The organism is Streptomyces sp. NPDC093546 (genome assembly GCF_044765045.1).
GTDB lineage: Bacteria > Actinomycetota > Actinomycetes > Streptomycetales > Streptomycetaceae > Streptomyces.
This window is the reverse complement of sequence record NZ_JBIWJG010000005.1, coordinates 459,859-482,955: the sequence shown is the minus strand read 5'-3', so window position 1 is coordinate 482,955 and position 23,097 is coordinate 459,859. Positions and strand designations below refer to the sequence as shown.

The 23,097-nt window shown below is 71.8% G+C and carries 19 protein-coding genes and 3 tRNA genes; 11 read left to right on the top strand and 11 right to left on the bottom strand.

From position 1 onward, the window contains the following. Position 1: 1 nt before the first annotated feature. Positions 2-469, bottom strand: coding sequence for a calmodulin-binding protein (locus ACIRNI_RS14745; protein WP_403551540.1), 468 nt, complete (start codon positions 467-469; stop codon positions 2-4). Positions 470-634: 165 nt separating this feature from the next. On the opposite strand from ACIRNI_RS14745, the gene ACIRNI_RS14740 reads away from it, so the two are divergent. The 3 genes from ACIRNI_RS14740 (at position 635) to ACIRNI_RS14730 (ending at position 4,304) form a co-directional block, all read left to right on the top strand. Then, positions 635-1,264, top strand: coding sequence for a LysE family transporter (locus ACIRNI_RS14740; RefSeq protein WP_403551538.1), 630 nt, complete (start codon positions 635-637; stop codon positions 1,262-1,264). Positions 1,265-1,330: 66 nt separating this feature from the next. Further along, complete coding sequence (locus ACIRNI_RS14735) at positions 1,331-2,899, top strand: acyl-CoA synthetase (RefSeq protein WP_403551536.1); 1,569 nt, start codon at positions 1,331-1,333, stop codon at positions 2,897-2,899. A gap of 70 nt (positions 2,900-2,969) precedes the next feature. Beyond that, positions 2,970-4,304, top strand: a complete 1,335-nt coding sequence (locus ACIRNI_RS14730; RefSeq protein ID WP_403551630.1) for a carboxyl transferase domain-containing protein — start codon at positions 2,970-2,972, stop codon at positions 4,302-4,304. Between the two features lie 44 nt (positions 4,305-4,348). On the opposite strand, the gene ACIRNI_RS14725 is transcribed toward ACIRNI_RS14730, so the two are convergent. Then, positions 4,349-4,846, bottom strand: coding sequence for a MarR family winged helix-turn-helix transcriptional regulator (locus ACIRNI_RS14725; RefSeq protein WP_403551534.1), 498 nt, complete (start codon positions 4,844-4,846; stop codon positions 4,349-4,351). 101 nt (positions 4,847-4,947) lie between these two features. On the opposite strand from ACIRNI_RS14725, the gene ACIRNI_RS14720 reads away from it, so the two are divergent. Beyond that, on the top strand, positions 4,948-5,361 hold the full coding sequence (locus ACIRNI_RS14720; protein ID WP_403551532.1) for an organic hydroperoxide resistance protein: 414 nt from the start codon (positions 4,948-4,950) through the stop codon (positions 5,359-5,361). Between the two features lie 33 nt (positions 5,362-5,394). Here the strand turns inward: ACIRNI_RS14720 and istB are convergent, their stop codons facing one another. Next, positions 5,395-6,720 (bottom strand): IS21-like element helper ATPase IstB, encoded by a 1,326-nt coding sequence (gene istB, locus ACIRNI_RS14715; protein WP_403551530.1) that lies wholly within the window; start codon positions 6,718-6,720, stop codon positions 5,395-5,397. Positions 6,721-6,982: 262 nt separating this feature from the next. On the opposite strand from istB, the gene ACIRNI_RS14710 reads away from it, so the two are divergent. Further along, positions 6,983-7,663: a formylglycine-generating enzyme family protein gene (locus ACIRNI_RS14710; protein ID WP_403551528.1), complete on the top strand. Its 681-nt coding sequence runs from the start codon at positions 6,983-6,985 to the stop codon at positions 7,661-7,663. A gap of 131 nt (positions 7,664-7,794) precedes the next feature. Then, positions 7,795-7,974, top strand: a complete 180-nt coding sequence (locus ACIRNI_RS14705; protein ID WP_403551526.1) for a hypothetical protein — start codon at positions 7,795-7,797, stop codon at positions 7,972-7,974. A 237-nt stretch (positions 7,975-8,211) separates the two neighbouring features. Here the strand turns inward: ACIRNI_RS14705 and ACIRNI_RS14700 are convergent. The 3 genes from ACIRNI_RS14700 to ACIRNI_RS14690 form a co-directional block, all read right to left on the bottom strand. Then, positions 8,212-8,288 (bottom strand) — tRNA-Ile (locus ACIRNI_RS14700). Between the two features lie 212 nt (positions 8,289-8,500). After that, positions 8,501-8,573 (bottom strand) — tRNA-Asn (locus tag ACIRNI_RS14695). A 5-nt stretch (positions 8,574-8,578) separates the two neighbouring features. Then, positions 8,579-8,651 (bottom strand) — tRNA-Asn (locus ACIRNI_RS14690). 170 nt (positions 8,652-8,821) lie between these two features. On the opposite strand from ACIRNI_RS14690, the gene ACIRNI_RS14685 reads away from it, so the two are divergent. The 4 genes from ACIRNI_RS14685 (at position 8,822) to ACIRNI_RS14670 (ending at position 14,470) form a co-directional block, all read left to right on the top strand. Beyond that, positions 8,822-9,121 carry a YtxH domain-containing protein gene (locus ACIRNI_RS14685; RefSeq protein WP_355355781.1) on the top strand — a complete coding sequence of 100 codons (300 nt, stop codon included), beginning with the start codon at positions 8,822-8,824 and terminating at the stop codon, positions 9,119-9,121. A 122-nt stretch (positions 9,122-9,243) separates the two neighbouring features. After that, positions 9,244-10,683 carry an FGGY family carbohydrate kinase gene (locus ACIRNI_RS14680; protein WP_403551524.1) on the top strand — a complete coding sequence of 480 codons (1,440 nt, stop codon included), beginning with the start codon at positions 9,244-9,246 and terminating at the stop codon, positions 10,681-10,683. Between the two features lie 116 nt (positions 10,684-10,799). Beyond that, positions 10,800-12,533, top strand: a complete 1,734-nt coding sequence (locus ACIRNI_RS14675) for an ABC transporter ATP-binding protein (RefSeq protein ID WP_403551522.1) — start codon at positions 10,800-10,802, stop codon at positions 12,531-12,533. Then, positions 12,533-14,470: an ABC transporter ATP-binding protein gene (locus ACIRNI_RS14670; protein WP_403551520.1), complete on the top strand. Its 1,938-nt coding sequence runs from the start codon at positions 12,533-12,535 to the stop codon at positions 14,468-14,470. Before ACIRNI_RS14675 ends, ACIRNI_RS14670 begins: the two co-directional genes overlap by 1 nt. A gap of 425 nt (positions 14,471-14,895) precedes the next feature. On the opposite strand, the gene ACIRNI_RS14665 is transcribed toward ACIRNI_RS14670, so the two are convergent. The 5 genes from ACIRNI_RS14665 to ACIRNI_RS14645 all read right to left on the bottom strand — a co-directional run bounded on the left by ACIRNI_RS14665 (position 14,896) and on the right by ACIRNI_RS14645 (position 21,956). Beyond that, a complete protein-coding gene (locus tag ACIRNI_RS14665; protein ID WP_403551518.1) occupies positions 14,896-16,233 on the bottom strand; it encodes a sigma-70 family RNA polymerase sigma factor in 1,338 nt (445 codons plus the stop codon). An 89-nt stretch (positions 16,234-16,322) separates the two neighbouring features. Continuing rightward, positions 16,323-18,248, bottom strand: coding sequence for a DNA primase (gene dnaG, locus ACIRNI_RS14660; protein WP_403551516.1), 1,926 nt, complete (start codon positions 18,246-18,248; stop codon positions 16,323-16,325). Positions 18,249-18,265: 17 nt separating this feature from the next. Continuing rightward, positions 18,266-19,534, bottom strand: a complete 1,269-nt coding sequence (locus ACIRNI_RS14655) for an NAD(P)/FAD-dependent oxidoreductase (protein WP_403551514.1) — start codon at positions 19,532-19,534, stop codon at positions 18,266-18,268. Positions 19,535-19,639: 105 nt separating this feature from the next. Further along, positions 19,640-21,001, bottom strand: a complete 1,362-nt coding sequence (locus ACIRNI_RS14650; RefSeq protein WP_403551512.1) for a deoxyguanosinetriphosphate triphosphohydrolase — start codon at positions 20,999-21,001, stop codon at positions 19,640-19,642. A gap of 37 nt (positions 21,002-21,038) precedes the next feature. Beyond that, positions 21,039-21,956: a sirohydrochlorin chelatase gene (locus ACIRNI_RS14645; protein WP_403551510.1), complete on the bottom strand. Its 918-nt coding sequence runs from the start codon at positions 21,954-21,956 to the stop codon at positions 21,039-21,041. A 149-nt stretch (positions 21,957-22,105) separates the two neighbouring features. Between ACIRNI_RS14645 and ACIRNI_RS14640 the strand changes: the two genes are divergently transcribed. Continuing rightward, positions 22,106-23,020 (top strand): DUF4132 domain-containing protein, encoded by a 915-nt coding sequence (locus ACIRNI_RS14640; protein WP_403551508.1) that lies wholly within the window; start codon positions 22,106-22,108, stop codon positions 23,018-23,020. The last annotated feature ends 77 nt before the right edge of the window (positions 23,021-23,097 follow it).

The window sequence follows — 23,097 nt, the reverse complement described above, 5'->3', positions numbered from 1 at the left end:
GCTAGGGGGCCGGCACCTCCCTCAGCAGGCGCGAGCCCCAGGGGCACCACCAGCCTCCGGGCAGGAAGGCGCCTCCGGCCTCGTCGAGGTGGTCCTCGAGGTACTGGATGGAGGAGTCACACACCTCGATGGCGACCTCGAAGAACTGGACGGAGCCTGGGTCGAGGTGGAAGCTCCAACCGGGGTTGTACGGCATGGACCGCTTGATGATCCTGCCCATGACGTGGATCTTGTCCTTCTCCTTGCCGCTCAGGATGTCCCTGGCCTCCTGGATCTTCGCAGCGTCGGTGAGTTGGAAGACGAACCTCTCCCTCATGGGCGGGTAGTCGAATTCGAAGTACGCCGTCTCCGCCGCCGCGGCTCGCGACGGGCCGGTCCCCGCGCCGGCCCCGTGGGCGGGCTGGGCCAGGGTGAGGGCCAGCATGAGGACCGAGACGAGCGTGGCCAGCTTGGCTGGGAAATGTCGCACGTATACCTCCGGTTGAATCGAGCGCCGAAGCGCACCGCAATATCAGTATTACGCTCCGTAATCGACTGCCATGCCGGGGAGCGCTGCCCCTGGCGACAACTCGCCACGGCCGGGCCTGCCGAAAATCGCTCGCCTCCCCGCCGCTCACGCCGCCACAGTGACGCGATGACCGAGATGTGGACGCCCGCTCTCGCGGGCGTGGCCGCCGGACTCGGGGTCGCCATGCCTCTGGGCGCCGTCGGCGTACTGCTCGTACAGCAGGGCATGCGCGATCGGCGCGGAGCCAGGGCCGCCGCGTCGGCCGTCGCCGTCGTCGACATGGCGTACGCGGCGGTGGCCACCACCCTGGGGCCGCTCGTCGCCGCGGCGCTGTCCGGTGTCGAGGCGTGGGTGCGGCTCGCCTCCGCAGCCGTGCTGCTGGGCATCGCCGCACACGGCCTGCGGGCCTCGCGGCACACCGCGGAGCCCGCCGCATCGCCACAGCCGCCCCAGCCGCCCCAGACCGCGGGGCGGACGTTCCTGCGGTTCGCGGCGCTGACCTTCATCAACCCCGCAACCGCCCTCTACTTCGCGGCACTCACCACGGCGCAGGGCACCGCACTGAGCGGCGCGGCGGCCGGGACGGTGTTCGTGGCCGGGGTGTTCTTCGCGTCACTCGCCTGGCAGCAGTTGCTCGTGGCGGCGAGCGGTGCCGCCGGAGCCCGCGCCTCCGACACCGTACGGAAGTGGACCTTCCGCATCGGGTACGGCCTGGTGGCGGTGTACGCGGTGAAACTCGCCCTGCCGCTGCCCTGACCCCCACTTTCCCCGCCGCTCCGCCCGGGGAGAATGGTGGGGCCACCGACAGCGAGGAGACGACGAGTGACTTTCCTGTTCCCGGCCCTGGCCGCGCGGCCGGACCGGCCCGCGCTGCGTTTCGGCGAGAGGCCCGCGCTCACGTACGGCGAACTGAGCGCTGTGGCAGGCGCGTTGGCCGCGCGACTTCAGCAGTCCTCGTCCCTCCACAAGCCGCTCGATCAGCCAGCCCACCAGCCGCTCGAACAGCAGGGCACTCGGCAGCCGAACGCTCGGCAGCCTGGGCGGATCGCCGTGTGGGCCACGCCCACCCCCGAGACCGCTGTCGCGGTGGTCGCCGCGCTGCTCGCCGGCGTACCGGCCGTACCCCTCAACCCAAAGACCGGCGAGCGTGAGCTGACGCACATCGTCGCCGACAGCGCGCCCGCCCTGGTACTGGCCGCACCGGGTGACGAGCTGCCCGCGCCGCTCGCGGGTGTGGCGCGCCTCGACATCACCCTCGCCGCGGACGCGGACGCGGACGCGGACGGGGACGGCGACGGGGCCGAGCCCGAGCGGGGGCTGACCGATGAGCCGCAGGACCCCGAAGCCCCCGCCCTCATCGTCTACACCTCCGGCACCACCGGCCCGCCCAAGGGCGCGGTCCTTCCCCGCCGCGCGATCGCGACGACGCTCGACGCGCTGGAAGAGGCCTGGGCGTGGACGGCCGACGACGTCCTCGTGCACGCCCTGCCCCTCTTCCACGTCCACGGGCTGATCCTCGGCGTCCTCGGCCCCCTCCGGCGCGGCGGATCCGTACGCCACCTCGGCTCGTTCACCACGGACGGGGTCACGCGGGAGCTGGGGTCGGGCGGGACCATGCTGTTCGGCGTACCGACGATGTACCACCGCCTCGCCGAGGCCCTCCCCTCCGACCCGGAGCTGGCCAAGGCTCTGGCCGGCGCACGGCTGCTGGTCTCCGGCTCGGCGGCGCTGCCCGTCCACGACCACGAACGGATCGCCGCCGCGACGGGACGGCACGTCATCGAGCGGTACGGCATGACCGAGACCCTGATGAACACCAGCGTCCGCGTCGGCGGTGAGGCCCGTCCCGGCTCCGTCGGCGCCCCCCTGCGCGGCGTGGAGCTGCGCCTGGTCGAGGAGGACGGCTCCGAGATCACCGCGTACGACGGGGAGACGGTCGGCGAGATCCAGGTGCGGGGCCCGAACCTGTTCACGGAGTACCTCAACCGCCCGGACGCCACCGCCGCCGCCTTCGACGGCCCCTGGTTCCGGACCGGCGACATGGCGGTACGGGACGCGGACGGTTCGGTACGGCTCGTGGGGCGCAAGGCGACCGACCTGATCAAGAGCGGTGGCTACAAGATCGGCGCCGGGGAGATCGAGAACGCGCTCCTGGACCACCCCTGCGTACGCGAGGCCGCCGTCACCGGCGAGCCGGACCCGGACCTGGGCGAACGGATCGTGGCCTGGATCGTCCCCGCGGACCCCGGGGACCCGCCCACCGCGCGGGAGCTGGCGGACCACGTGGCGGCCCAGCTCGCTCCCCACAAGCGGCCCCGCACCGTCCACTACCTCGCCTCGCTGCCCCGCAACGACATGGGCAAGGTCATGAAGCGAGCCCTCCATGTCTGAGAACGCCCGGCATGAGGACGCCCGGCCTGAGCCCTCGCGGTCCGAAGGCTCGGGGTCCGAGGACTCCCGCCTGCCGGCCCGCCGCGCCATAGCCCTCCTCACCGACGACTTCGCCGAGCACAAGCCGCCCGTCGAGCACGGTCCTGCCGCCGGGCACACCGCCCCGGACGGGCCACTGTCCTGGCAGGGCTACGACGCTTCACGCGCGCGTGCGGCCGAACGTACGGGCGAGGAGGAGTCCATCGTCTACGGCACGGCGACCATCGGAGGCCGCCGCTGCTCGCTGCTCGCGTTCGAGTTCGGCTTCCTCGGCGGCTCCCTGGGCGAACGGGCCGGCGACCGCCTGGAGGACGCCTACCGCCTGGCACGCGAGCAGCGCGTTCCGCTGGTCTCGCTCGTCGCGACGGGCGGCAGCCGCATGCAGGAGGGCATGATCGCGCTGACCCAGCTCCAGCGGGTGGCGCGTGCGACGGTGCTGCTCCGGGAGGCGGGCGTGCCGCACATCGCCGTGCTGCGGGACCCGGCGACGGGCGGCGGCTGGGCGACGGTCGGCGCGGGCGCCGATGTGATCCTGGCGCTGCCCGGTGCGCAGATCGGTTTCGCGGGCTCACGCGTACGGCCGGCGGACGCGGACCCGTCGGCGTACACGGCCGAGGGCCAGCTGGCGGCCGGTCATGTCGACGCCGTCGTACGGCCAGAGGAGCTTCGGGAGACGGTCGCCCGTTGGCTGACGGCGCTGACGACGCCCGCGCCGGGGCCCGTGGAGCCGCCCTCCGCCCTGTCGGACGCGGCCTCTCTCCCCTCCAGCGGCTGGGACGCCGTTCTCCAGGCCCGCGCTCTTGCCCGGCCGCGCGCCGAGGCGTACCTGGAGCGGTACTTCACGTACCGGCTGCCACTCGTGGGCGACCGCTGCGGCGGTACGGACCCGGGGCTGCTGTCCGGCGTGGGGCTGCGCCCCGACGGGCTGGCGGTGGCGTACGTCGCGCAGTGCGGCACCGCGACCCGCCCGGCCGGTTACCGCACGGCCGCGCGGGTGATCCGCCTCGCGGACCGGCTGGGCCTGCCGGTGCTGACCCTCGTCGATACGCCGGGCGCCGCGAACGACGCCGAGGCGGAGCGCACGGGCGCGGGCGCGGCGATCGCGGACGCGTTCGCGGCGGTCGCCGGGGCGCGGGTGCCGGTGACGACGCTGCTGATCGGCGAGGGCGGCTCGGGCGGGGCGCTGGCCCTGGCGGCCTCGGGCAACACCTGGGCGACGCCCGACAGCTACTTCTCGGTGATCGCCCCGGAGCTGGCGGCCGCGATACTCAAGCGGCCGCCCGAGGAGGCGCCGCACACGGCCGAACAGCTGCGACTGCGCCCGCAGGACCTCGTGGAGCTGGGCATCGTGCGCGGCATCGTGTGACGTAACGCCGCCGGTGGTGGCTGCCGGCCGATGGTTGCCGTTGGTTACGGGGTCTCCTCCAGGCACTCGCCCTTCGCCAGGTCCACCTCGGCGAGGTCGAGTGCGGCGGTCAGCTCGTTGAGGCGGGCACGCAGGGCACGGACCTCGTCCAGCGACATCCCGGTCGCGGCGGCGATCCGCCGCGGCACCCCGAGGGCGCGCTCACGGAGGGCCGTCCCGGCCTCCGTGGGCCGTACGGTCACGGACCGCTCGTCCTCGGGGCTGCGGCGGCGCTCGACGTAGCCGGCGCTCTCCAGGCGCTTGAGCAGGGGCGAAAGGGTGCCGGAGTCGAGGCGCAGGTGTTCACCGATGCGCTTCACGGGCAGTTCGCCGTGTTCCCAGAGCACGAGCATGACCAGGTACTGCGGGTACGTGAGGCCGAGGTCCTTCAGCGCGGTGCGGTACACGCCGTTGAAGGCGCGCGTGGCGGCGTGCAGGGAGAAGCAGATCTGGTGGTCGAGGCGGAGGAAGTCCTCGTCCCGCGCGGTACCGGGCGTGTCCATGGATCCATGTTACCCCGAGCACTATTCAGTTGTGCACAATTAAATAGTGCGCTACAAATATACCCGTCACCAGCCCCACGCCTGAGAGGACGGGCCCCACCATGGACGCCCTGTACACCGCCGTCGCCACCGCCAACGGCCGCGAAGGCCGTACCGTCAGCTCCGACGGCCACATAGACCTGCCGCTCGCCCACCCCAAGCCGCTCGGCGGCAACGGACAGGGCACCAACCCGGAGCAGCTCTTCGCCGCCGGTTACGCGGCCTGCTTCGCCAGCGCGATGGGCGCGATCGGCCGCCAGGAGAAGATCGACGTCAAGGACGCCTCGGTCACCGCCGAGGTCAGCATCGGCAAGGACGGCGACGGCGGCTTCGGCCTCGCCGTGGTGATGCGCGTCGAACTCCCGGACCACCTCCAGGGCGAGGCGGGCCGCGAGCTGCTGGAGAAGACGCACGCGTACTGCCCGTACTCGAAGGCCACGCGCGGCAACATTCCGGTGGAGCTCGTCATCGAGTGACCCGTACGGCGACGACCGGGGCGGCGGGAGCAGTCAGTAGCCCGGCCCGCCCCACCCGGTGACCGCCGTCTGCTCCAGCCTGCGCGAGCGGTAGCTCTCGCCGTCGAGAGTGAGGACGTCCGCGTGGTGGACGAGGCGGTCGACCGTCGCCGAGGCGATGCCGGTGTCACCGAAGACCTCGTCCCAGCGGCCGAAGGGCCGATCGCTGGTGACGATCAGCGAGGCGCGTTCGTAGCGGTGCGACACCAGCCGGAAGAAGAGGTGGGCGACGTCGTCGTCGAACGGCACGTACCCGACCTCGTCCACGATCAGCAGCGGATACGCGTCGAGCTCGGCGAGCAGCCTCCCGAGGCGCCCCGCGGCCTTGGCTTCCCGGAGCCGGTCGGCCCAGTCGGCGGCGGTGGCGAACAGCACGCGGTGGCCCGCCTGGCAGGCCCGTACGCCCAACCCGATGGCGAGGTGCGTCTTGCCGGTTCCGGGCGGGCCCAGGAGTACGACGTTGGCCCGGCGCGTGACGAAGTCCACCTTCCCGAGCCGGGCGAGGGTCTGCGGGTCGGGCGCCCGAAGGTGGCCCTCGTCGAACATCTCCAGAAGCTTGCGGGCCGGAAAGCCGGCGGCCTGGATCCGCTCCTCGGCCTCGGAGCGCTCGTGCTCACCCCGCTCCCCGTGCCCGTGCCCGTCCCCGCCGTCGCGACCGTCCCCCCGCCCCGCCGTGTCGGTCTGGGCGGTTCCGTCGCCCTCGTCCACCTTCCGCCCGTCCCGCTGCCGCGGCAGGACGACATAGTGCGGCGACTCCTTCACGCCGTGGCCCTTGGGCTCGTGCGTGGCCATCGGCCCGGACATGTACGCGAGGATGGCCGCCGAGACGATGAACGCCATATGGATGACCGTGCCCCACAACAGGTCGTGCCGGGGCGTGTGATGGACGTCCACGAACATCTGGAGCAGGTGCACGGACGAAATTCCGACGATCGCCGTCGCCAGCTTCACCTTCAGCACATTGGAATTGACGTGCGACAGCCACTCCGGCTGATCGCGGTGTCCTTGCAGCCCGATACGCGAGACGAACGTCTCGTATCCACCCACGATCACCATGATCAGCAGATTGGCGATCATCACGACGTCGACGAGCTTGAGGACCGCGAGCATGACGTACGTCTCGTCCGCCTGGCCGCTGACGACGTGGTCGACGAGGTGCCAGAGCTCGTTGAAGAACTTGTAGACGTACACCCCCTGCGCGGCCACGAGGCCGAAATACAGCGGGGCTTGGAGCCAGCGGGTGGCGAACAGAGCCAGGCCGATGGTCGTGATGGTGGAGGGGGTCGAGGGGGATGAGGGTGACGAGACTGAGCGGGGCAACGGAACCTCCAGCGGCGGGGGGTTCCGCCATTCTGGTGTGCTGCCGCAGAAAATCTTAATTCGAGCCACCCTTTGGGATTAATAGAATTCCAGTAGCACAACACCCGAGAGGACTCCGAGAGGGCTCATCGCACATATCGACATGTGCACGCACCAGGCATCCGTATTTGTCGATATATCCTCTTGGTGCGCACCGTCGGGTCCGGTGCACCGGCGCCGACGGATCCGGAGCCCACCTTGATCACCAGTAGGGTGGCCCGCCATGAACGCGGACTGGGGAACGGACATGGTCGCGGTACCGCCGGGGCGCGTCACGCTGTCGGATCGGCGGACGGAGCGCAGGTGGGCGGTCGAGATCGCGCCGTTCCGGATGGCCGCCCTCCCGGTCACGCAGTCGTTGTACGCGGAGATCACCGGCCGGCGGCCGAGTACGGCGGAAGGTGACCGGCTGCCCGTGGAGGGTGTCTCGTGGTGGGACGCGGTCCGGTTCTGCAACGCGCTCTCCTCGCGCGAGGGCCTGGCGCCCGCCTACCACCTCTCCGCCGACGGCGAGGCGGTCGCGTGGGACGCCGCCGCCGAGGGCTACCGGCTCCCGACCGAGGCCGAGTGGGAGCACGCGTGCCGTGCGGGCACCACCGGTCCCCGTTACGGCCCGCTCGACGACGTCGCCTGGTACCGGAACAACTCCGACGGGCGCATCCGCGCCGCCGGCGGCAAGCAGCCCAACGCCTGGGGCCTGTACGACATGCTGGGCAACGTGTGGGACTGGTGCTGGGACGTCTACGACGCCGAGGTGTACGGCACCTACCGGGTGCTGCGCGGCGGTGGATGGTCCGACGAGCACTGGAGCTGCCGGGCCTCGGTACGGCGGCGCAGCCACCCGACCTTCCGGATCGACGACGTGGGCTTCCGCGTGGCGCGCTCGCTGCCGCCCCCGCTGTGACTCACGTCATTCCGATCCGTACGCCGCGCTCGGCCGGCTGCCCTGTGCTCCGGGTCCCATCCGGTGTTCGTGGCGGATCGCACGTCCCAGGAGGGGGCGAATCATCGGAATCTCGCCCTACGCTGGATGACATGTCCGAAGCTTCGCGCCGCCCTCCTGTCCAGCCGGATGCCCACGCCCTGAATGCGGCGATCCGTGAGCTGTGGGCACGCGCCGACGGGCAGCTGTCGCCGGACGAGCACCGTATCTACCAGCGACTCGTCGTCCTGTGGGCTGCGGCCCAGCAAGGGGGCGTCGCTTCGGCGGCGTAGGCCTGAGGCTCGAGAACCGAGGCCCGAGATATAAGGAGAGGGCCTGGCGCGGCGGGGGAGCCGATCCGGCGGTCGCGCCGGCTGTGACACCGGGCCTCGCCGTATGCGAGACCCATGCCCGTACCCGTACGAGTGGTTCATCGCCATGCCCGTGCGAGGAGCGGGCGCGCCGCCTGGGAGCGGCGGGCCTCGCTCGTACGCTTCCGCGGGCAGAAACGTTTCTGCCGACCACTGCTGTGGTGGGGCGGGTGGGACTCGAACCCACGGCCGACGGATTATGAGTCCGCTGCTCTAACCGGCTGAGCTACCGCCCCTTACGGCGCGTCGCGCACATTTGTGCGCGCCGTCTGCCGCAGCATAGCCGCTCATACGATCTCCTGCTCCGGATGGTCGGCATACGCACGCCTATGAAGACCGCGCTGAGCGCTGCGCGGTTCCCGTCACGGTCGGATCGATCCGAGAAGCCTCGGTTTCACCGCCGGAACGCGAAAGAGGACCCCCTCCCAGGGGTCCTCTCCCAGCACCGCTCCCCCGGCTGGACTCGAACCAGCAACCCTCCGGTTAACAGCCGAATGCTCTGCCAATTGAGCTACAGGGGATCGCGCTCCCCCGACTGGACTCGAACCAGTAACCTGCCGGTTAACAGCCGGCTGCTCTGCCAATTGAGCTACAGGGGATTGCTGCGTTGCACCGAACGCACCCACCCGGGGCTTCCCGGGCGGCGCTCGCTCGCTGCGACACATACATTAGCGCAAGCAGGGGGGTGCTCCGCCAATCGGTTCCCCGGGGTGATCTCCGGCCACGCGGGTAGGCGGCCAGCACCAACGCCTTCGGAAGGGTGGCAGCCATGCGGTACAAGCTCGCGTTCGTCGTTGGACTGGCCTTCGGGTACGTGCTCGGCACCCGGGCCGGCCGGGAGCGGTACGAGCAGTTGCGGAAGTCGGCGCGTGACCTCTCGCAGAACCCGGCCGTGCGCAACGCCGCCGAGTCGGCGGCGCACACCGGGCGGGAAGTGGCCGAGAAGGCACTTCACGCCGTGAGCGACAAGGTCGGGGACCGGGTTCCCGAGTCGGTCGCCGAGCGGGTGCGCTCGCTGCGGGAGCGCGGCCAGGGCGGTGAGGACGAGTGGGGAACCACTAACACCTGAGCCGAGCCGCTCAGCGCCTCCACCCTGCGTCGCTGTGATACCGGGAACATCCCGGCCGGCCGCGGCCGGCCGCGGTACCTGGCGGGCCGCGGTGTGTCCCGAGTGCGGCAGAATCTATGCCCATGGGGATAGTCGCCGGGTTGGACAGTTCGTCGGGTTTCACGCGCATCGTCGTCTGTGACACGGACACGGGCGCCGTACTGCGGCAGGGCTACGCGCCCCACCCCGTCGAGCCGAAGGCCGCGGAGGTCGACCCGCAGGCGTGGCTGCTCTCCCTCGGGGAGGCCGCTTCCGGCGGCCTGCTGGAGGGTGTGCAGGCCATCGGCGTCTCCGCGCAGCAGCACGGGTTGCTGCCGCTGGACCCGCAGGGTGCGCTGGTGCGACCCGCGCTGGTCGGCAACGACAAGCGCGCGCAGGTGGCCGCCGCGGACCTGATCGAGGCGTTCGGCGGCCGTCAGGCGTGGGCCGAGGCCGTCGGCTGCGTACCGCAGGCGGCGCAGCCGGTGGCGAAGCTGCGGTGGCTGGCGCGTACCGAGCCGGAGGCGGCGGCGCGCGTGGCGATGGTGATGCAGCCGCACGACTGGCTGGTGTGGCAGCTGCTGGGCCGGCCGGCGCGCCGCACCACGGACCGGGGGGCGGCTTCCGGTACGGGGTACTGGTCGGCCGGCACCGGTGCGTACCGGCCGGACCTGGTGGAGCTGGCGCTGGGGCACCAGGCCGCGCTGCCGGAGGTCCTGGGCCCCGCCGAGGCCGCGGGCGTCACGCCCGAGGGACTGCTGATCTCCGCGGGGACCGGCGAGACCATGGCCGCCGCGCTGGGGCTCGGACTCGGCATCGGTGACGCCGTGGTCTCGCTGGGCGCGTCGGGGTCGGTGATGGCCGTGCACCACGAGGCGCTGGCCGACCCGCGCGGCATGATCACGGCGTTCGCGGACGCGGCCGGGATGCACCTGCCGGTCGTGCACACCTCGAACGCGGTGCGGGCGCTGCGCGGCACCGCGGAGATGCTGGGCGTGGACAGCCTCGAGGAGCTGTCGGCGCTGGCACTGAAGTCGACCCCGGGCGCCTCCGGGCTCGTCCTTCTGCCGTATCTGGAGGGTGAGCGGACGCCGCAGCTGCCGCACACCGCGGGGACTCTGAGCGGGCTGCGGCGCGAGTCGATGAAGCCCGAACACCTGGCGCGGGCGGCTTTCGAGGGCATGCTGTGCTCGCTCGCCGACGCCATGGACGTACTGCGCGGGCGCGGTGTGGAGGTGCGGCGGGTGTTCCTGCTGGGGGCGGCCGCCGAGCTGCCCGCCGTGCAGGCCGCCGCGCCGGCGATCTTCGGCGCCCAGGTCGTCGTACCGCAGCCGGCGGATTACGCGGCGCTCGGTGCGGCGCGGCAGGCGGCGTGGGCGCTGGGGGTGTCGCACGGTGCGCTGTCGCCGCAGGCCCCGCCGGCCTGGCAGGCGGCCGCGATGCAGGTGTTCGAGCCGGGCGAGGAGCTGGCCGTGGGGCAGGCGGTGCGGCAGCAGTACGGGGCGACGCGGGACCAGCTGCACCCGGGAGCGTTCGAGGCGTGAACGCCCGCGGCGCCAAGCCTTTCGCGCCGGGCAGCGGGCGGCCAATGCCCCCGCCGCCCACGATGATCGGGGAAAAGCGCTCGTAAGGGGCCGGGGCGGCGGGGATAGTTGATGGTGTGCTCAGACAACTTCTTCGCCGCCACCTAGGGCCGTACAAACGGCCCATCGTCGTGTTGGTGGCCCTTCAGTTTCTGCAGACCTGCGCCTCCCTCTACCTCCCCAGCCTGAACGCCGACATCATCGACAACGGTGTCGTCCCCGGTGACACGGGCTACATCCTTCGGTTCGGCGCCGTGATGATCGTCGTCTCGGTGGTGCAGGTGGTCTGCAACATCGGCGCCGTCTACTACGGGGCGCGCACGGCGGCCGCGCTGGGCCGGGACGTGCGGGCGGCGGTCTTCGACCAGGTGCAGTCGTTCTCGGCGCGGGAGGTCGGGCAGTTCGGGGCACCGTCCCTCATCACGCGTACGACCAATGACGTCCAGCAGGTGCAGATGCTGGTGCTGATGTCGTTCACGCTGATGGTGTCGGCACCGATCATGTGCGTGGGCGGCATCGTCATGGCGCTCGGGCAGGACGTGCCGCTGTCGTCGGTGCTGCTGGCCGTGGTGCCGGTGCTCGCCCTCTCCGTCTCGCTCATCGTGAGGCGGATGCGCCCGCTGTTCCGCACGATGCAGGAGCGGCTGGACGCCGTGAACCGGGTGCTGCGCGAGCAGATCACCGGTAACCGGGTCATCCGCGCCTTCGTACGGGACGCGTACGAGCGGGAGCGGTTCGGGGCGGCGAACGGCGCTCTGACCGACGTGTCCGTGGCGACCGGGCGGCTGATGGCGCTGATGTTCCCGACGGTGATGACCGTGGTGAACGTGTCGAGCGTCGCGGTGGTGTGGTTCGGCGCGCACCGGATCGACAGCGGCGCGATGGGGATCGGGGCGCTGACGGCCTTCCTCGCGTATCTGCTGCAGATCGTGATGGCCGTGATGATGGCCACCTTCATGTTCATGATGGTGCCGCGTGCCGAGGTGTGCGCCGAGCGCATCGAGGAGGTGCTGCGGACCGAGTCGAGCGTCGTGCCGCCGGCGTCGCCCGTGCGGAAGCTGGCCCGGCACGGACACCTGGAGATACGGAACGCAGACTTCCGCTATCCGGGCGCCGAGGAGCCGGTGCTGCGCGGTGTCGACCTGGTCGCCCGGCCCGGCGAGGTGACGGCGGTCATCGGGTCGACGGGCAGCGGCAAGTCGACCCTGCTGGGGCTGGTGCCCCGGCTGTTCGACGCGACGGGCGGCGAGGTGCTGGTCGACGGTGTCGACGTGCGCGAGCTCGACCCGGCGCTGATGGCGCGTACGGTCGGGCTCGTACCGCAGAAGCCGTACCTCTTCTCGGGGACGATCGCGACGAACCTGCGGTACGGGAACCCGGGCGCGACGGACGAGGAGCTGTGGCACGCGCTGGAGGTGGCGCAGGCCGCCGACTTCGTACGGGAGTTGGAGCACGGCCTCGAGGCGCCCATCGCGCAGGGCGGGACGAACGTGTCGGGCGGGCAGCGGCAGCGGCTGGCGATCGCGCGGACGCTGGTGCAGCGGCCGGAGATCTACCTCTTCGACGACTCGTTCTCGGCGCTGGACTACGCCACGGACGCGCGCCTGCGGGCCGCGCTGGCGGCGGAGACGGCGGACGCGACGGTCGTGATCGTCGCGCAGCGCGTGTCGACGATCCGCGACGCCGACCGGATCGTCGTCCTCGACGAGGGCCGCGTCGTGGGGGCGGGGCGCCATGAGGAGCTGATGGCGGGCAATGAGACGTACCGGGAGATCGTGCTCTCCCAGCTGACGGAAGCGGAGGCAGCCTGATGGCGGGGCCGGCGGGACGGATGATGGCCGGCGGCGGCCCCGACCAGAGGTCGATGGACTTCAAGGGGTCGGGCAGGCGGCTGCTGCGGCAGCTGGCGCCGGAGAAGGCCACGCTGTGGCTGATGCTGGCGGCCGGTGTGGTGGGCGTGGCGCTGTCGGTGGTCGGGCCGATGATCCTCGGCAAGGCGACGGACCTGGTCTTCGCGGGGGTGGTGGGGCGCGGCATGCCGGAGGGCGCCTCCAAGGAGCAGGCGCTGGAGGCGCTGCGGGCGAAGGGCGACGACGGGCTGGCGGACATGCTGTCCGGGGTGGACTTCACGCCGGGGCACGGGATCGACTTCGGCGCCGTGGGTTCGGTGTTGCTGGCGGTGCTGGTGGTGTACGTGGTCGCCGGTGTGACGATGCTGGTGTCGACGCGCCTGTCGATCAAGGTGATCAACCGGACCGTGTACCGGATGCGCGAGGACGTCCAGGCGAAGCTGGAGCGGCTGCCGCTGTCGTACTTCGACCGGGCCAAGCGCGGCGAAGTGCTGAGCCGGGTGACGAACGACATCGACAACATCTCGCAGACCATGCAGCAGACCATGGGGCAGCTGATCAACTCGGCGCTGACCATCGTGGGCGTGCTGGCCATGATGTTCTGGATCTCACCGCTGCTGGCCCTGGTCGCGCTGGTGACCGTGCCGTTGTCGGTGGTCGTGGCGACGAGGGTCGGCAAGCGGTCGCAGCCGCACTTCGTGCGGCAGTGGCAGTCGACGGGCCGCCTCAACGCCCACATCGAGGAGATGTACAGCGGACACGCGCTGGTGAAGGTCTTCGGGCGGCAGGAGGAGGCGGCCGAGGGCTTCCGGGAGCAGAACGAGGCGCTGTACGAGGCCGGGTTCAAGGCGCAGTTCAACAGCGGGCTCATGCAGCCGCTGATGTTCTTCGTGTCGAACCTCAACTACGTGCTGGTGGCCGTGGTGGGCGGGCTGCGGGTCGCCTCGGGGGCGCTCTCCATCGGGGACGTGCAGGCGTTCGTCCAGTACTCGCGGCAGTTCTCGATGCCGCTGACGCAGGTGGCGTCCATGGCGAACCTGGTGCAGTCGGGTGTCGCGTCCGCCGAGCGCGTCTTCGAGCTGCTGGACGCGGAGGAGCAGGCGCCGGACGCCGCACCGGTGGCGGGCCGGGTCTTCGAGCCGGCGGGGCGGGTGTCGCTGGAGAAGGTGTCGTTCCGATACGAGCCGGACAAGCCGCTCATCGAGGACCTGTCGGTGACGGTCGAGCCGGGGCAGACGGTCGCGATCGTCGGCCCGACGGGCGCGGGCAAGACGACGCTCGTGAACCTGCTGATGCGGTTCTACGAGGTGACGGGCGGCCGCATCCTCTTCGACGGGGTCGACGCGACCGCGGTGTCGCGCGAGGAACTGCGCTCGCGCATCGGCATGGTGCTCCAGGACACCTGGCTGTTCGGCGGCACGATCGCCGACAACATCGCGTACGGCGCGCCGCGCTCGCGCGAGGTGTCACGGGAGGAGATCGAGGCGGCGGCGCGGGCCGCGCACGCGGACCGGTTCATCCGGACGCTCCCCGACGGGTACGACACCGTCATCGACGACGAGGGCGCGGGGGTCAGCGCGGGCGAGAAGCAGCTGATCACGATCGCGCGGGCGTTCCTGTCGGACCCGGTGATCCTGATCCTGGACGAGGCGACGAGCTCCGTGGACACGCGCACGGAGGTGCTGATCCAGAAGGCGATGGCGCGACTGGCGCACGGGCGGACGAGTTTCGTGATCGCCCATCGGCTGTCGACCATCCGCGACGCGGACGTGATCTTGGTAATGGAGAATGGGGCGATCGTCGAACAGGGGACGCACGCGGAGCTGTTGGCGGCGGAGGGCGCGTACGCGCGCCTGTACGCGGCGCAGTTCGCGCAGGCGGTCGCCGAGGTCGACTGACCGTGCGGCGAGGGAAACGGATCAAGGGGGAGCTGGGGAACATGGCGGAAGAGGGCGCGGGCGCGGGAGAGACGGGCGCTCGAGAGATGAGCGCCGGAGAGTTGGGCGGGGGTTCGGGCGCGGGTCCGGGCGGAGGTCAGGGGGGAGGTCCGGGCGGGAGCAGCGCCGGGACGGGGCTGGCGCTGTGGCTGCCGATCGGGGTGGCCCTGGGGATCAGCCTGGGGCAGCTGAGCGACAACCTGGGGCTGGGCATCGCCTTGGGGCTGAGCCTGGGCACGGCGGTCGGCGCCGGGGTGGACGCGTCGCGCCGCCGGCAGGGGTCGACCGAACATCCTTCATGACCGCTTGTGATCGCCTGGGCCTGAACTTGGCCTCTTCCAACGACTTCCAGCTACTTCTGGCGTCTTCTGGCGTCTTCTGACCGGTCAGTCGAGGTAGCCGCGTAGTTGTTCCGCGAAGGCGTGGTCCCGCAGCTTGCCCAGGGTCTTGGACTCGATCTGGCGGATGCGTTCGCGCGTCACGCCGAAGATCCGTCCGATCTCCTCCAGGGTGCGGGGCCTGCCGTCGATCAAGCCGTAACGGAGCTGGACGACCTTGCGTTCGCGTTCGCCGAGGGTGGAGAGGACCACCTCCAGGTGCTCGCGCAGCAGCAGGAACGCCGCCGACTCGACGGGGGACGCGGCGTCGCCGTCCTCGATGAGGTCGCCGAGTGCGACGTCGTCCTCCTCACCGACCGGCGCGTGCAGCGAGACCGGCTCCTGAGCCAGGCGCAGCACCTCGCCGACCCGCTCCGGCGCCAGGTCCAGGTGGGCGGCGACCTCGTCGTGCGTCGGTTCGTAGCCGCGTTCCTGGAGCATGCGGCGCTGGACCCGTACGACCCGGTTGATCAGCTCGACGACATGGACCGGTACCCGGATGGTGCGGGCCTGGTCGGCGAGGGCGCGGGACATGGCCTGGCGTATCCACCAGGTCGCGTACGTCGAGAACTTGTAGCCGCGCGCGTAGTCGAACTTCTCCACCGCCCTGATCAGGCCCAGGTTTCCCTCCTGGACGAGGTCGAGCATGGTCAGGCCGCGGCCGACGTAGCGCTTGGCGACGGAGACGACGAGACGCAGGTTCGCCTCGATGAGGCGCCGCTTGGCCATGCGGCCCATGACGACGAGTCGGTCGAGGTCGAGGGCGAGTTGTGAGTCCAGGTCGGGGGTGCTCGCGAGCTTCTCCTCGGCGAAGAGGCCGGCTTCGACCCGGCGGGCCAGTTCGACCTCCTCGGCGGCGGTGAGGAGCGGTATCCGGCCTATCTCGCGCAGGTACTGGCGGAAGAGGTCGGCGGAGGGCCCGCTTCCGGCCCCGGCTGCGGCGGTGGGCCGGCCCACGGGCGGCTCGACGGCCTCGGCGATCTCGGTAACGTCGGTGATCTCGGTGACGTCGGTGATCTCGGTGACGTCGGCGACCTCCGGGACCTCGGAGGCATCCTCCGTGTCCGGGACGTCGGGGAGCGCTTCCGGATGGTGGGGCCGCAGGGCCTGCACGGGAACGGCCAGGGCAGTCGCGGTCGCAGTGGCCGTGGCGGGGTCGACGTCGGTCAGGGTCTGGGTCTGCACGGGGGCGACCTCCAGGGTGATCGCTGCCGGTTCGGGGGCGTGCGGCAGCGGGACGGCTGCGGCGGCCGTGCCGCTTTCTTCCGTCCCGTACACGATGAGCGGATCCGCGGGGATGAGTGGCCCACCGTCTGTGGACCGGCCGCGCTCCGAGGACTCAGGCACCGCCCCTTAGTGTGGGGTACGACACATCACCGCCACGAGGGGCGTGCGAGCACTTTTTGCGGGCGGTGCGTGACGGGGCGGTTACGCGGTCAGAGCGCGTCCGCGCCTCGGTTGCGGAGCGACTGGGCGTACTGCTGGAGCACCCACAGCTCGTTCTGAACGGCCGCCAGGCGCTCGGGGTCGCCGTGGGCGCCGAGGCGGGTGAGGGTGCCCTGGACATCGCGGATACGGCGGTCCACGGCACGGAGGCGGACGGCGACGAGCTGCATGCCCGCGTACGTCTCGTCGACCACGCGCCCGTGGATCGCCTCCACGGCGAGCTCCGTGACCAGGGCGCGCACCGTGTCGTTGGGCGCGGCGTCCCGCACCCGGGCCAGGTAGTCGGTGCTCCCCTCGATGCCCTGCTCGGCGCCGCCCGCGTCGGCGATGGTCTGGCGTACGGCGGCGTACGGCGGGGCGGTGAACTCGTCGACGCCGTACGCGTCGAAGGCAGGCGAGACCAGAGCGGGGTACTGGAGGGCGAGCTTCAGCAGCTCGCGCTCGGTCTGGTGGACGGGGTTGCGCAGGTTGAGCGCGGGACCGGCAGGGCCAGAGGGGCCGGAGGGGGCGTGGGCATGAGCCTGGGCCTGGGGTGAGGTCCCGGGGCGGGGCGTCGCGGGCGCAGGACCTCGGCCGCCGCGGTCCCGGGCCCAGCGGGCGAGCTGGGCGACGCGCCGGACGACGAACTGCGTGTCGAGGATGCCGAGCATGCCGGCGAGTTGCACGGCGACCTCGTGCTGCGAGGAGACGTTCTTGATGCGGGCGACGATCGGCGCGGCCTCGTCGAGCGCGGCGGCACGGCCGGCCGGGGTCTCCAGGTCGTACCGGCCGACGATCTGGCGGAGCGCGAACTCGAAGAGCGGGGTGCGCGGCTCGACGAGCTCCTGGACGGCCTCGTCCCCCTTGGCGAGGCGCAGCTCGCAGGGGTCCATGCCGTCGGGGGCGATGGCGATGTACGTCTCGGCGGCGAACTTCTGGTCGTCCTCGAAGGCGCGCAGGGCGGCCTTCTGGCCGGCGGCGTCGCCGTCGAAGGTGAAGATGACGCGGGCCGAGCCGTTGTCCATGAGCAGCCGGCGCAGGATCTTGATGTGGTCGCCGCCGAAGGCCGTGCCGCAGGTGGCGATGGCGGTGGTGACCCCGGCGAGGTGGCAGGCCATCACGTCGGTGTACCCCTCGACGACCACGGCCCGGCTGGACTTGGCGATGTCCTTCTTGGCCAGGTCGATGCCGTACAGCACCTGGGACTTCTTGTAGATCGGGGTCTCGGGGGTGTTGAGGTACTTGGGTCCGTTGTCGTCGTCGCGGAGCTTGCGCGCGCCGAAGCCGACGACGTCGCCGCCGACGTCCCGGATGGGCCACATCAGGCGGCCGCGGAAGCGGTCGATGGGTCCGCGGCGGCCGTCCTGCGAGAGGCCGGAGAGGATGAGCTCCTTGTCGGAGAAGCCCTTGCCGCGCAGATAGCGGGTGAGGTGGTCCCAGCCGGCGGGGCTGTAGCCGACGGAGAAGTGCTGGGCGGCGGCCTGGTCGAACCCGCGCTCGGCGAGGAACTTCCGCCCTATCTCGGCCTCGGCGCTGTCGAGCTGCTCGACGTAGAACTGAGCGGCGGCCTTGTGCGCCTCGATCAGGCGGATGCGCTCGCCGCGCTGGTGGCCCGGGGTGTAGCCGCCCTCTTCGTACCGCAGGGTGATGCCCGCTTTCGCGGCGAGGCGCTCGACCGTCTCCGAGAAGGAGAGGTGGTCGATCTTCATCACGAAGGCGATGGTGTCGCCGCCCTCCTGGCAGCCGAAGCAGTGGAAGAGACCTTTGCTGGGGCTGACCTGGAAGGAGGGGGACTTCTCGTCGTGGAAGGGGCACAGGCCCTTGAGGTTGCCACCGCCGGCGTTGCGCAGCTGGAGGTACTCGGACACGACGGCGTCGATCGGGACCGCGTCCCGTACCGCCTTCACGTCGTCATCGTTGATCCTGCCGCCTGCCACGCACGAATTCTACGGTTCTACGGGCCGGGCACGACGGCGGTGAGCGGCGTCGCGGGGTCGGCGAGGGCCTCGGGGTCCACGGGGGCGCCGGAACGCACGAGCTGCTGGACGGCATCTGTGACGTCCCACACATTGACGTTCATCCCGGCCAGCACGCGGCGCTCCTTCAGCCAGAAGGCGATGAACTGCCGCTTGCCCGCGTCGCCACGCAGCACCACCTGGTCGTACGAGCCGGGCGGCGCCCAGCCCGAGTACTCCATGCCCAGGTCGTACTGGTCGGAGTAGAAGTACGGGATCCGGTCGTAGGCGACGTCCTGGCCGAGCATGGCGCGCGCGGCCGCCGGGCCGCCGTTGAGGGCGTTGGCCCAGTGCTCGACTCGCAGCCGGAAGCCGAGCATGGGGTGGAGCGCACTCGCCACGTCGCCGACGGCGTGGATGTCGGGGTCGGAGGTGCGCAGGGAGGCGTCGACGGCGATGCCTCCGCCCTCGGCGCGGTCCGCCAGGTCGAGCCCGGCGGCCTCGGCGAGGGCGGTGTTCGGGGTGGCACCGATGGCGATGAGGACCGCGTGCGCCGGGTGCTCGTCGCCGTCGTCGGTGCGGGCGGCCAGCACCATGCCGTCCTGGCCGGTGATCTCGGTCAGGCGGGTGCCGAAGCGGAAGCGGACGCCCCGGTCGGCGTGCAGGTCCATGAAGAACTGGCCGAGCTCGGGTCCGATGACCTGGTGGAGCGGCGTAGGTTCCGGTTCGACGACGGTGACCTCGGCGCCGTACCCGCGGGCCGCTGCGGCGACCTCCAGGCCGATCCAGCCAGCCCCGGCGATCACCAGATGGCCGTTGTCCCGGCCGAGGGAGGCGAGGGTGGAGCGCAGGCGGTCGGCGTCGACGAGGCGGCGCAGCTGGTGCACGCCTCCCAGGCCCGTGCCGGGGATGTCGAGGCGGCGCGGCTCCGCACCGGTGGCGAGGAGCAGCTTGTCGTACCGGATGGTGGTGCCGTCGCTGAGGTGCACGGCCTTCTGGGCGCGGTCGATCGCGGTGACGGGCTGCCCGAGGTGGAGCTCGATCCCGGCGCCGGTGTACCAGCTCGGCTCGTGGACGAAGGCGCTGTCGCGCTCCTCCTTGCCGGTGAGGTAGCCCTTGGAGAGCGGCGGGCGTTCGTAGGGGTGGTCGTGTTCGTCACCGACGAGGATGACGCGGCCGGTGAACCCCTCGGAGCGGAGGGTCTCCGCTGCCTTGGCGCCGGCCAGCCCCCCGCCGACGATGACGAAGGTGCGAGGTGCGTCGACCACTGGTTGCCTCCTTGCGGTTCAGGGCGTTTCCCACGCTACGCCGCGGCGGTGCTGCCGCTGGGCCATGGCCGGTCGGCCATGCCGGCTCCGCCTCGGCCCGGCCGCTCAGCGATGCGTCGCCAGGCGGGCGTGCAGGGTGCGGGCCGATGCGTCGGTGAGCGAGGCGATCTGGTCGACGATCACCCGCTTGCGGGCGCGGTCGTCCGGAGCCGCGTCGAACAGCGCGCGGAACTGCGGGTCCAGGCCCTCCGGCGCCCGTACGGTCAGCGCCTCGGCGAGCTCGGCGAGCACGATGCGCTGATCGGCCCGCAGCGCCTCCTGCTCGGCCCGCTGCATGACATAACGGTCGGCGACGGCTTTGAGCACCGCGCACTCGTTGCGGGCCTCCCGCGGTACGACGAGCGCGGCGCCGTACCGCGTGAGGCGGCCCGAACCGTACGCCTGGCGCGTGGCGCCCTCGGCGGCCAGGCAGAAGCGGCCGATCAGCTGGCTGGTGGCGTCCTTGAGGCGGGCCTGGGCGACGGCCGTCCCGTCGTAGCCGTGCGGCCACCACTCTTGCTCGATGAGCCGGTCGAGGGCGTCGGCGAGCTCCTGCGGATCGGTGTCGTCCGGTACGTACCTGCCGATGGCCACCCGCCAGATGTCGGCACGCTCGGGCTCGGCGAGCAGCATGTTGGGGTCGATGTGGCCGGCGTGCAGGCCGTCCTCGAAGTCGTGCACCGAGTACGCGACGTCGTCGGACCAGTCCATGACCTGGGCCTCGAAGCACTTGCGGTGGCGCGGCGCGCCCTGCCGCACCCACTCGAAGACGGGCAGGTCGTCCTCGTACACCCCGAATTTGGGGGACCCCGGTTCGGTGGGGTGGGCGCCGCGCGGCCACGGGTACTTGGTGGCGGCGTCCAGGGTGGCGCGCGTGAGGTTGAGGCCGACGCTGACGAGGTCCCCGGTCGCCTCGCTGGGCACGAACCGCTTGGGTTCGATGCGGGTGAGCAGGCGCAGCGACTGGGCGTTGCCCTCGAAGCCGCCGCAGTCCTTGGCGAAGTCGTTGAGCGCCTGTTCGCCGTTGTGCCCGAAGGGTGGGTGCCCCATGTCGTGGGCGAGGCAGGCGGCCTCGACGAGGTCGGGGTCGCAGCCGAGTGCGGCGCCCAGCTCTCGGCCGACCTGGGCGCACTCCAGGGAGTGGGTGAGCCGGGTGCGGGGGCTGGCGTCCCAGGCCGGGCTGCGGGTGCCGGGGGTGACGACCTGCGTCTTGCCGGCCAGGCGGCGTAGCGCCGCGGAGTGCAGCACGCGGGCGCGGTCGCGCTGGAAGGCGGTGCGGCCGGGCCGTTTGTCGGGCTCGGCGGCCCAGCGCTCGGTCGCCGCGGGGTCGTAGGACGTCGCCGCGTTGTCGTCGTACGTCGTGTGGTGCGTCGTGGTGTACGCCGTCTCGTCAGCTGTCTCGTCAGCCGTCTCCTCAGGACCTTCCATGCACTGAAGGTAACCGCAGGCACTGACAGCGAATCCGTCAAGCGGAAGCGAGTTCCAGTGGGAGCGGGGTTCCGGTGGCCCCGCGGATGATCTCGGCCTGTTCTACAGCCCGGTCGTAGCGGTGCAGGACGAGGCGGGCCATGGCCGGATGCGGGCCGAGCGGGGCGGAGGCGATCCACGGCGCGGCGTCGGCGGCGCGCGTCGCGAACAGGCCCGGAGCGGTGAAGCAGGACGCGACGGCTATGCGGTGGCGGCCTCGGGCGGCGAGCGCGCGGATCGCCTGCGGGACGGTCGGCGAGGCGGCGGAGGCGTACGCGGGGACGACGGGCACTCCGCCGAGCCGTTCGCTGAGCAGCCGAGCCGTGCGGCGGGTGTCGGCAGCCGATTCGGGGTCGCGCGAGCCCGCGGCGGCGAGCACCACGCCGGTGCTGCGGCTCGTGCCGTGGTCGGAGCACCAGCCCGCCTCGGCGAGCCGGTCGTAGAGCGCCTCGACGAGCAGCGGGTGCGGGCCGAGCGGGGCGGCGACGCGTACGCGCAGGCCCGGTTCGGCGGCGGCTGCCGCGCCGGGCAGGTCGTGCTTGACGTGATAGCCCCGGCTGAGGAGCAGCGGTACGAGGACGGCGTCGCCGTCGCCCAGGTCGCGCAGGGTGTCGGTGAGGAGCGGCGCGTTCAGCTCGATGTGCCCGAGGCGGACGCGCAGACCGGGCCGCAGCTCGCGCACCCGGTCGAGCAGCGCCGACACGGCCGGCAGCGCTCGCGGGTCGCGGCTGCCGTGCGCGACGGCGACGAGGGTGGGGCGGTCGGGTGTGGTCATGGGCCTGCGCGTTCCGTTGCGGTGGAGGTGGTGCCGCAGCCGCGGTTGGTTCAGCTGCGTACCCAGCTGCTCGGTGATGCGGCCGAGGAGTTGGGCGGTGGAGTCGAAGGTGCATTCGCGAGGATCTGCCGGCTCCGTCATGAACCGATGGTCACGGGCGGACGTTGCGGGGCCGTTGCGCGGGCGTGACGGAAGTTTTCCACAGGCTCACGGGCTCGCGGGGGCACTGTCAGACCCGTCACCTACTGTGATCGCCATCGGAACCGGAAGGTCGGGGAGGCGGTCGCGCCATGGGGTGGATCGATACGAAGAGTGGCGGGTACGCCGTCACGCTGGACGGCACGCGGGTGGTGTGCCGCAACGCCGCGGGGCGCACGCTGAAGCAGGTGCCGGCGAAACTGCGGGACGACGCCGAGGTGGTGCGACTGCGGCAGCTGGCGGAGTGGCTGGAGCGGCACGAGCGGGAGTGCCGCGAGCAGGTGGACGCCTGGCTGGTGCGTTCGCTGCCGGTTCCGGTGCCGCTGCTGGCCCGGGTGTGGCAGGACGCGGCGTGGCAGGGGGTGCTGCGGGACCTGGTGGTGGCGCCGGTAGGCGCGGACGGGTCGGCCGAGGTGGAGCGGGCCGGGTTCCTGCGGGACGCGGACCCGGATCCGGTGCGTGGACTGGGCATCGTCGACCTGGACGGCGACTCGGTGCGGCTGGGCGCGGAACAGGGCGTCGAGGCGGTGCTGATACCCCACCCGGTCCTGCTGGAGGACCTGGAGGAGTTGCGGGAGTTCGCGGTCGAGCTCGGGGTCGAGCAGGGTGCCGAGCAGCTGTTCCGCGAGGTGTGGCGGCGGCCGGACGAGATCGTGGATGAGGGCGCGGGCGCGGGCCCGAGGACGTCCTGGGACGCGTACGCGCGGGGGCGCTTCGCGGAGCTGCGGCACGCTACGGCGCGAGCGGCCTCCCTGGGGTATCGGGCGCGCGGTGGGTACGCGGTGTGCCCGCTGGTCGAGGCGGGCCGGCCGCTGGAGGCGGCGTACTGGCTCGGCGACGAGTACCCGGAGGCGGAGACGGAGACCGGCGCGCTGGAGTGGCGCGACCGGGCCGGGCGGCGGCTGCCGCTCGCGGAGGTGGGGCCGGTCGCCTGGTCGGAGGGCGAGCGGATGGCCGCGCTGGTGTACGCGGGGCGTGTGGTGGACGAGGAGGGGGAAGCGCGATGAGCGGGGTTCTGAACGGGGTGTCGGAGGATGCCTCTGACGGTGTGTCGGCCGCGGCTCCTGACGGGCAGGCACGGGAA

Coding starts and splice junctions, on each gene's coding strand:
- ACIRNI_RS14740 (WP_403551538.1), top strand. CDS start 635: ATGACCGAGATGTGGACGCCCGCTCTCGCGGGCGTGGCCGCCGGACTC.
- ACIRNI_RS14725 (WP_403551534.1), bottom strand. CDS start 4,846: ATGGACACGCCCGGTACCGCGCGGGACGAGGACTTCCTCCGCCTCGAC.
- ACIRNI_RS14720 (WP_403551532.1), top strand. CDS start 4,948: ATGGACGCCCTGTACACCGCCGTCGCCACCGCCAACGGCCGCGAAGGC.
- ACIRNI_RS14710 (WP_403551528.1), top strand. CDS start 6,983: ATGAACGCGGACTGGGGAACGGACATGGTCGCGGTACCGCCGGGGCGC.
- ACIRNI_RS14705 (WP_403551526.1), top strand. CDS start 7,795: ATGTCCGAAGCTTCGCGCCGCCCTCCTGTCCAGCCGGATGCCCACGCC.
- ACIRNI_RS14685 (WP_355355781.1), top strand. CDS start 8,822: ATGCGGTACAAGCTCGCGTTCGTCGTTGGACTGGCCTTCGGGTACGTG.
- ACIRNI_RS14680 (WP_403551524.1), top strand. CDS start 9,244: ATGGGGATAGTCGCCGGGTTGGACAGTTCGTCGGGTTTCACGCGCATC.
- ACIRNI_RS14670 (WP_403551520.1), top strand. CDS start 12,533: ATGGCGGGGCCGGCGGGACGGATGATGGCCGGCGGCGGCCCCGACCAG.
- ACIRNI_RS14650 (WP_403551512.1), bottom strand. CDS start 21,001: ATGGAAGGTCCTGAGGAGACGGCTGACGAGACAGCTGACGAGACGGCG.
- ACIRNI_RS14645 (WP_403551510.1), bottom strand. CDS start 21,956: ATGACGGAGCCGGCAGATCCTCGCGAATGCACCTTCGACTCCACCGCC.
- ACIRNI_RS14640 (WP_403551508.1), top strand. CDS start 22,106: ATGGGGTGGATCGATACGAAGAGTGGCGGGTACGCCGTCACGCTGGAC.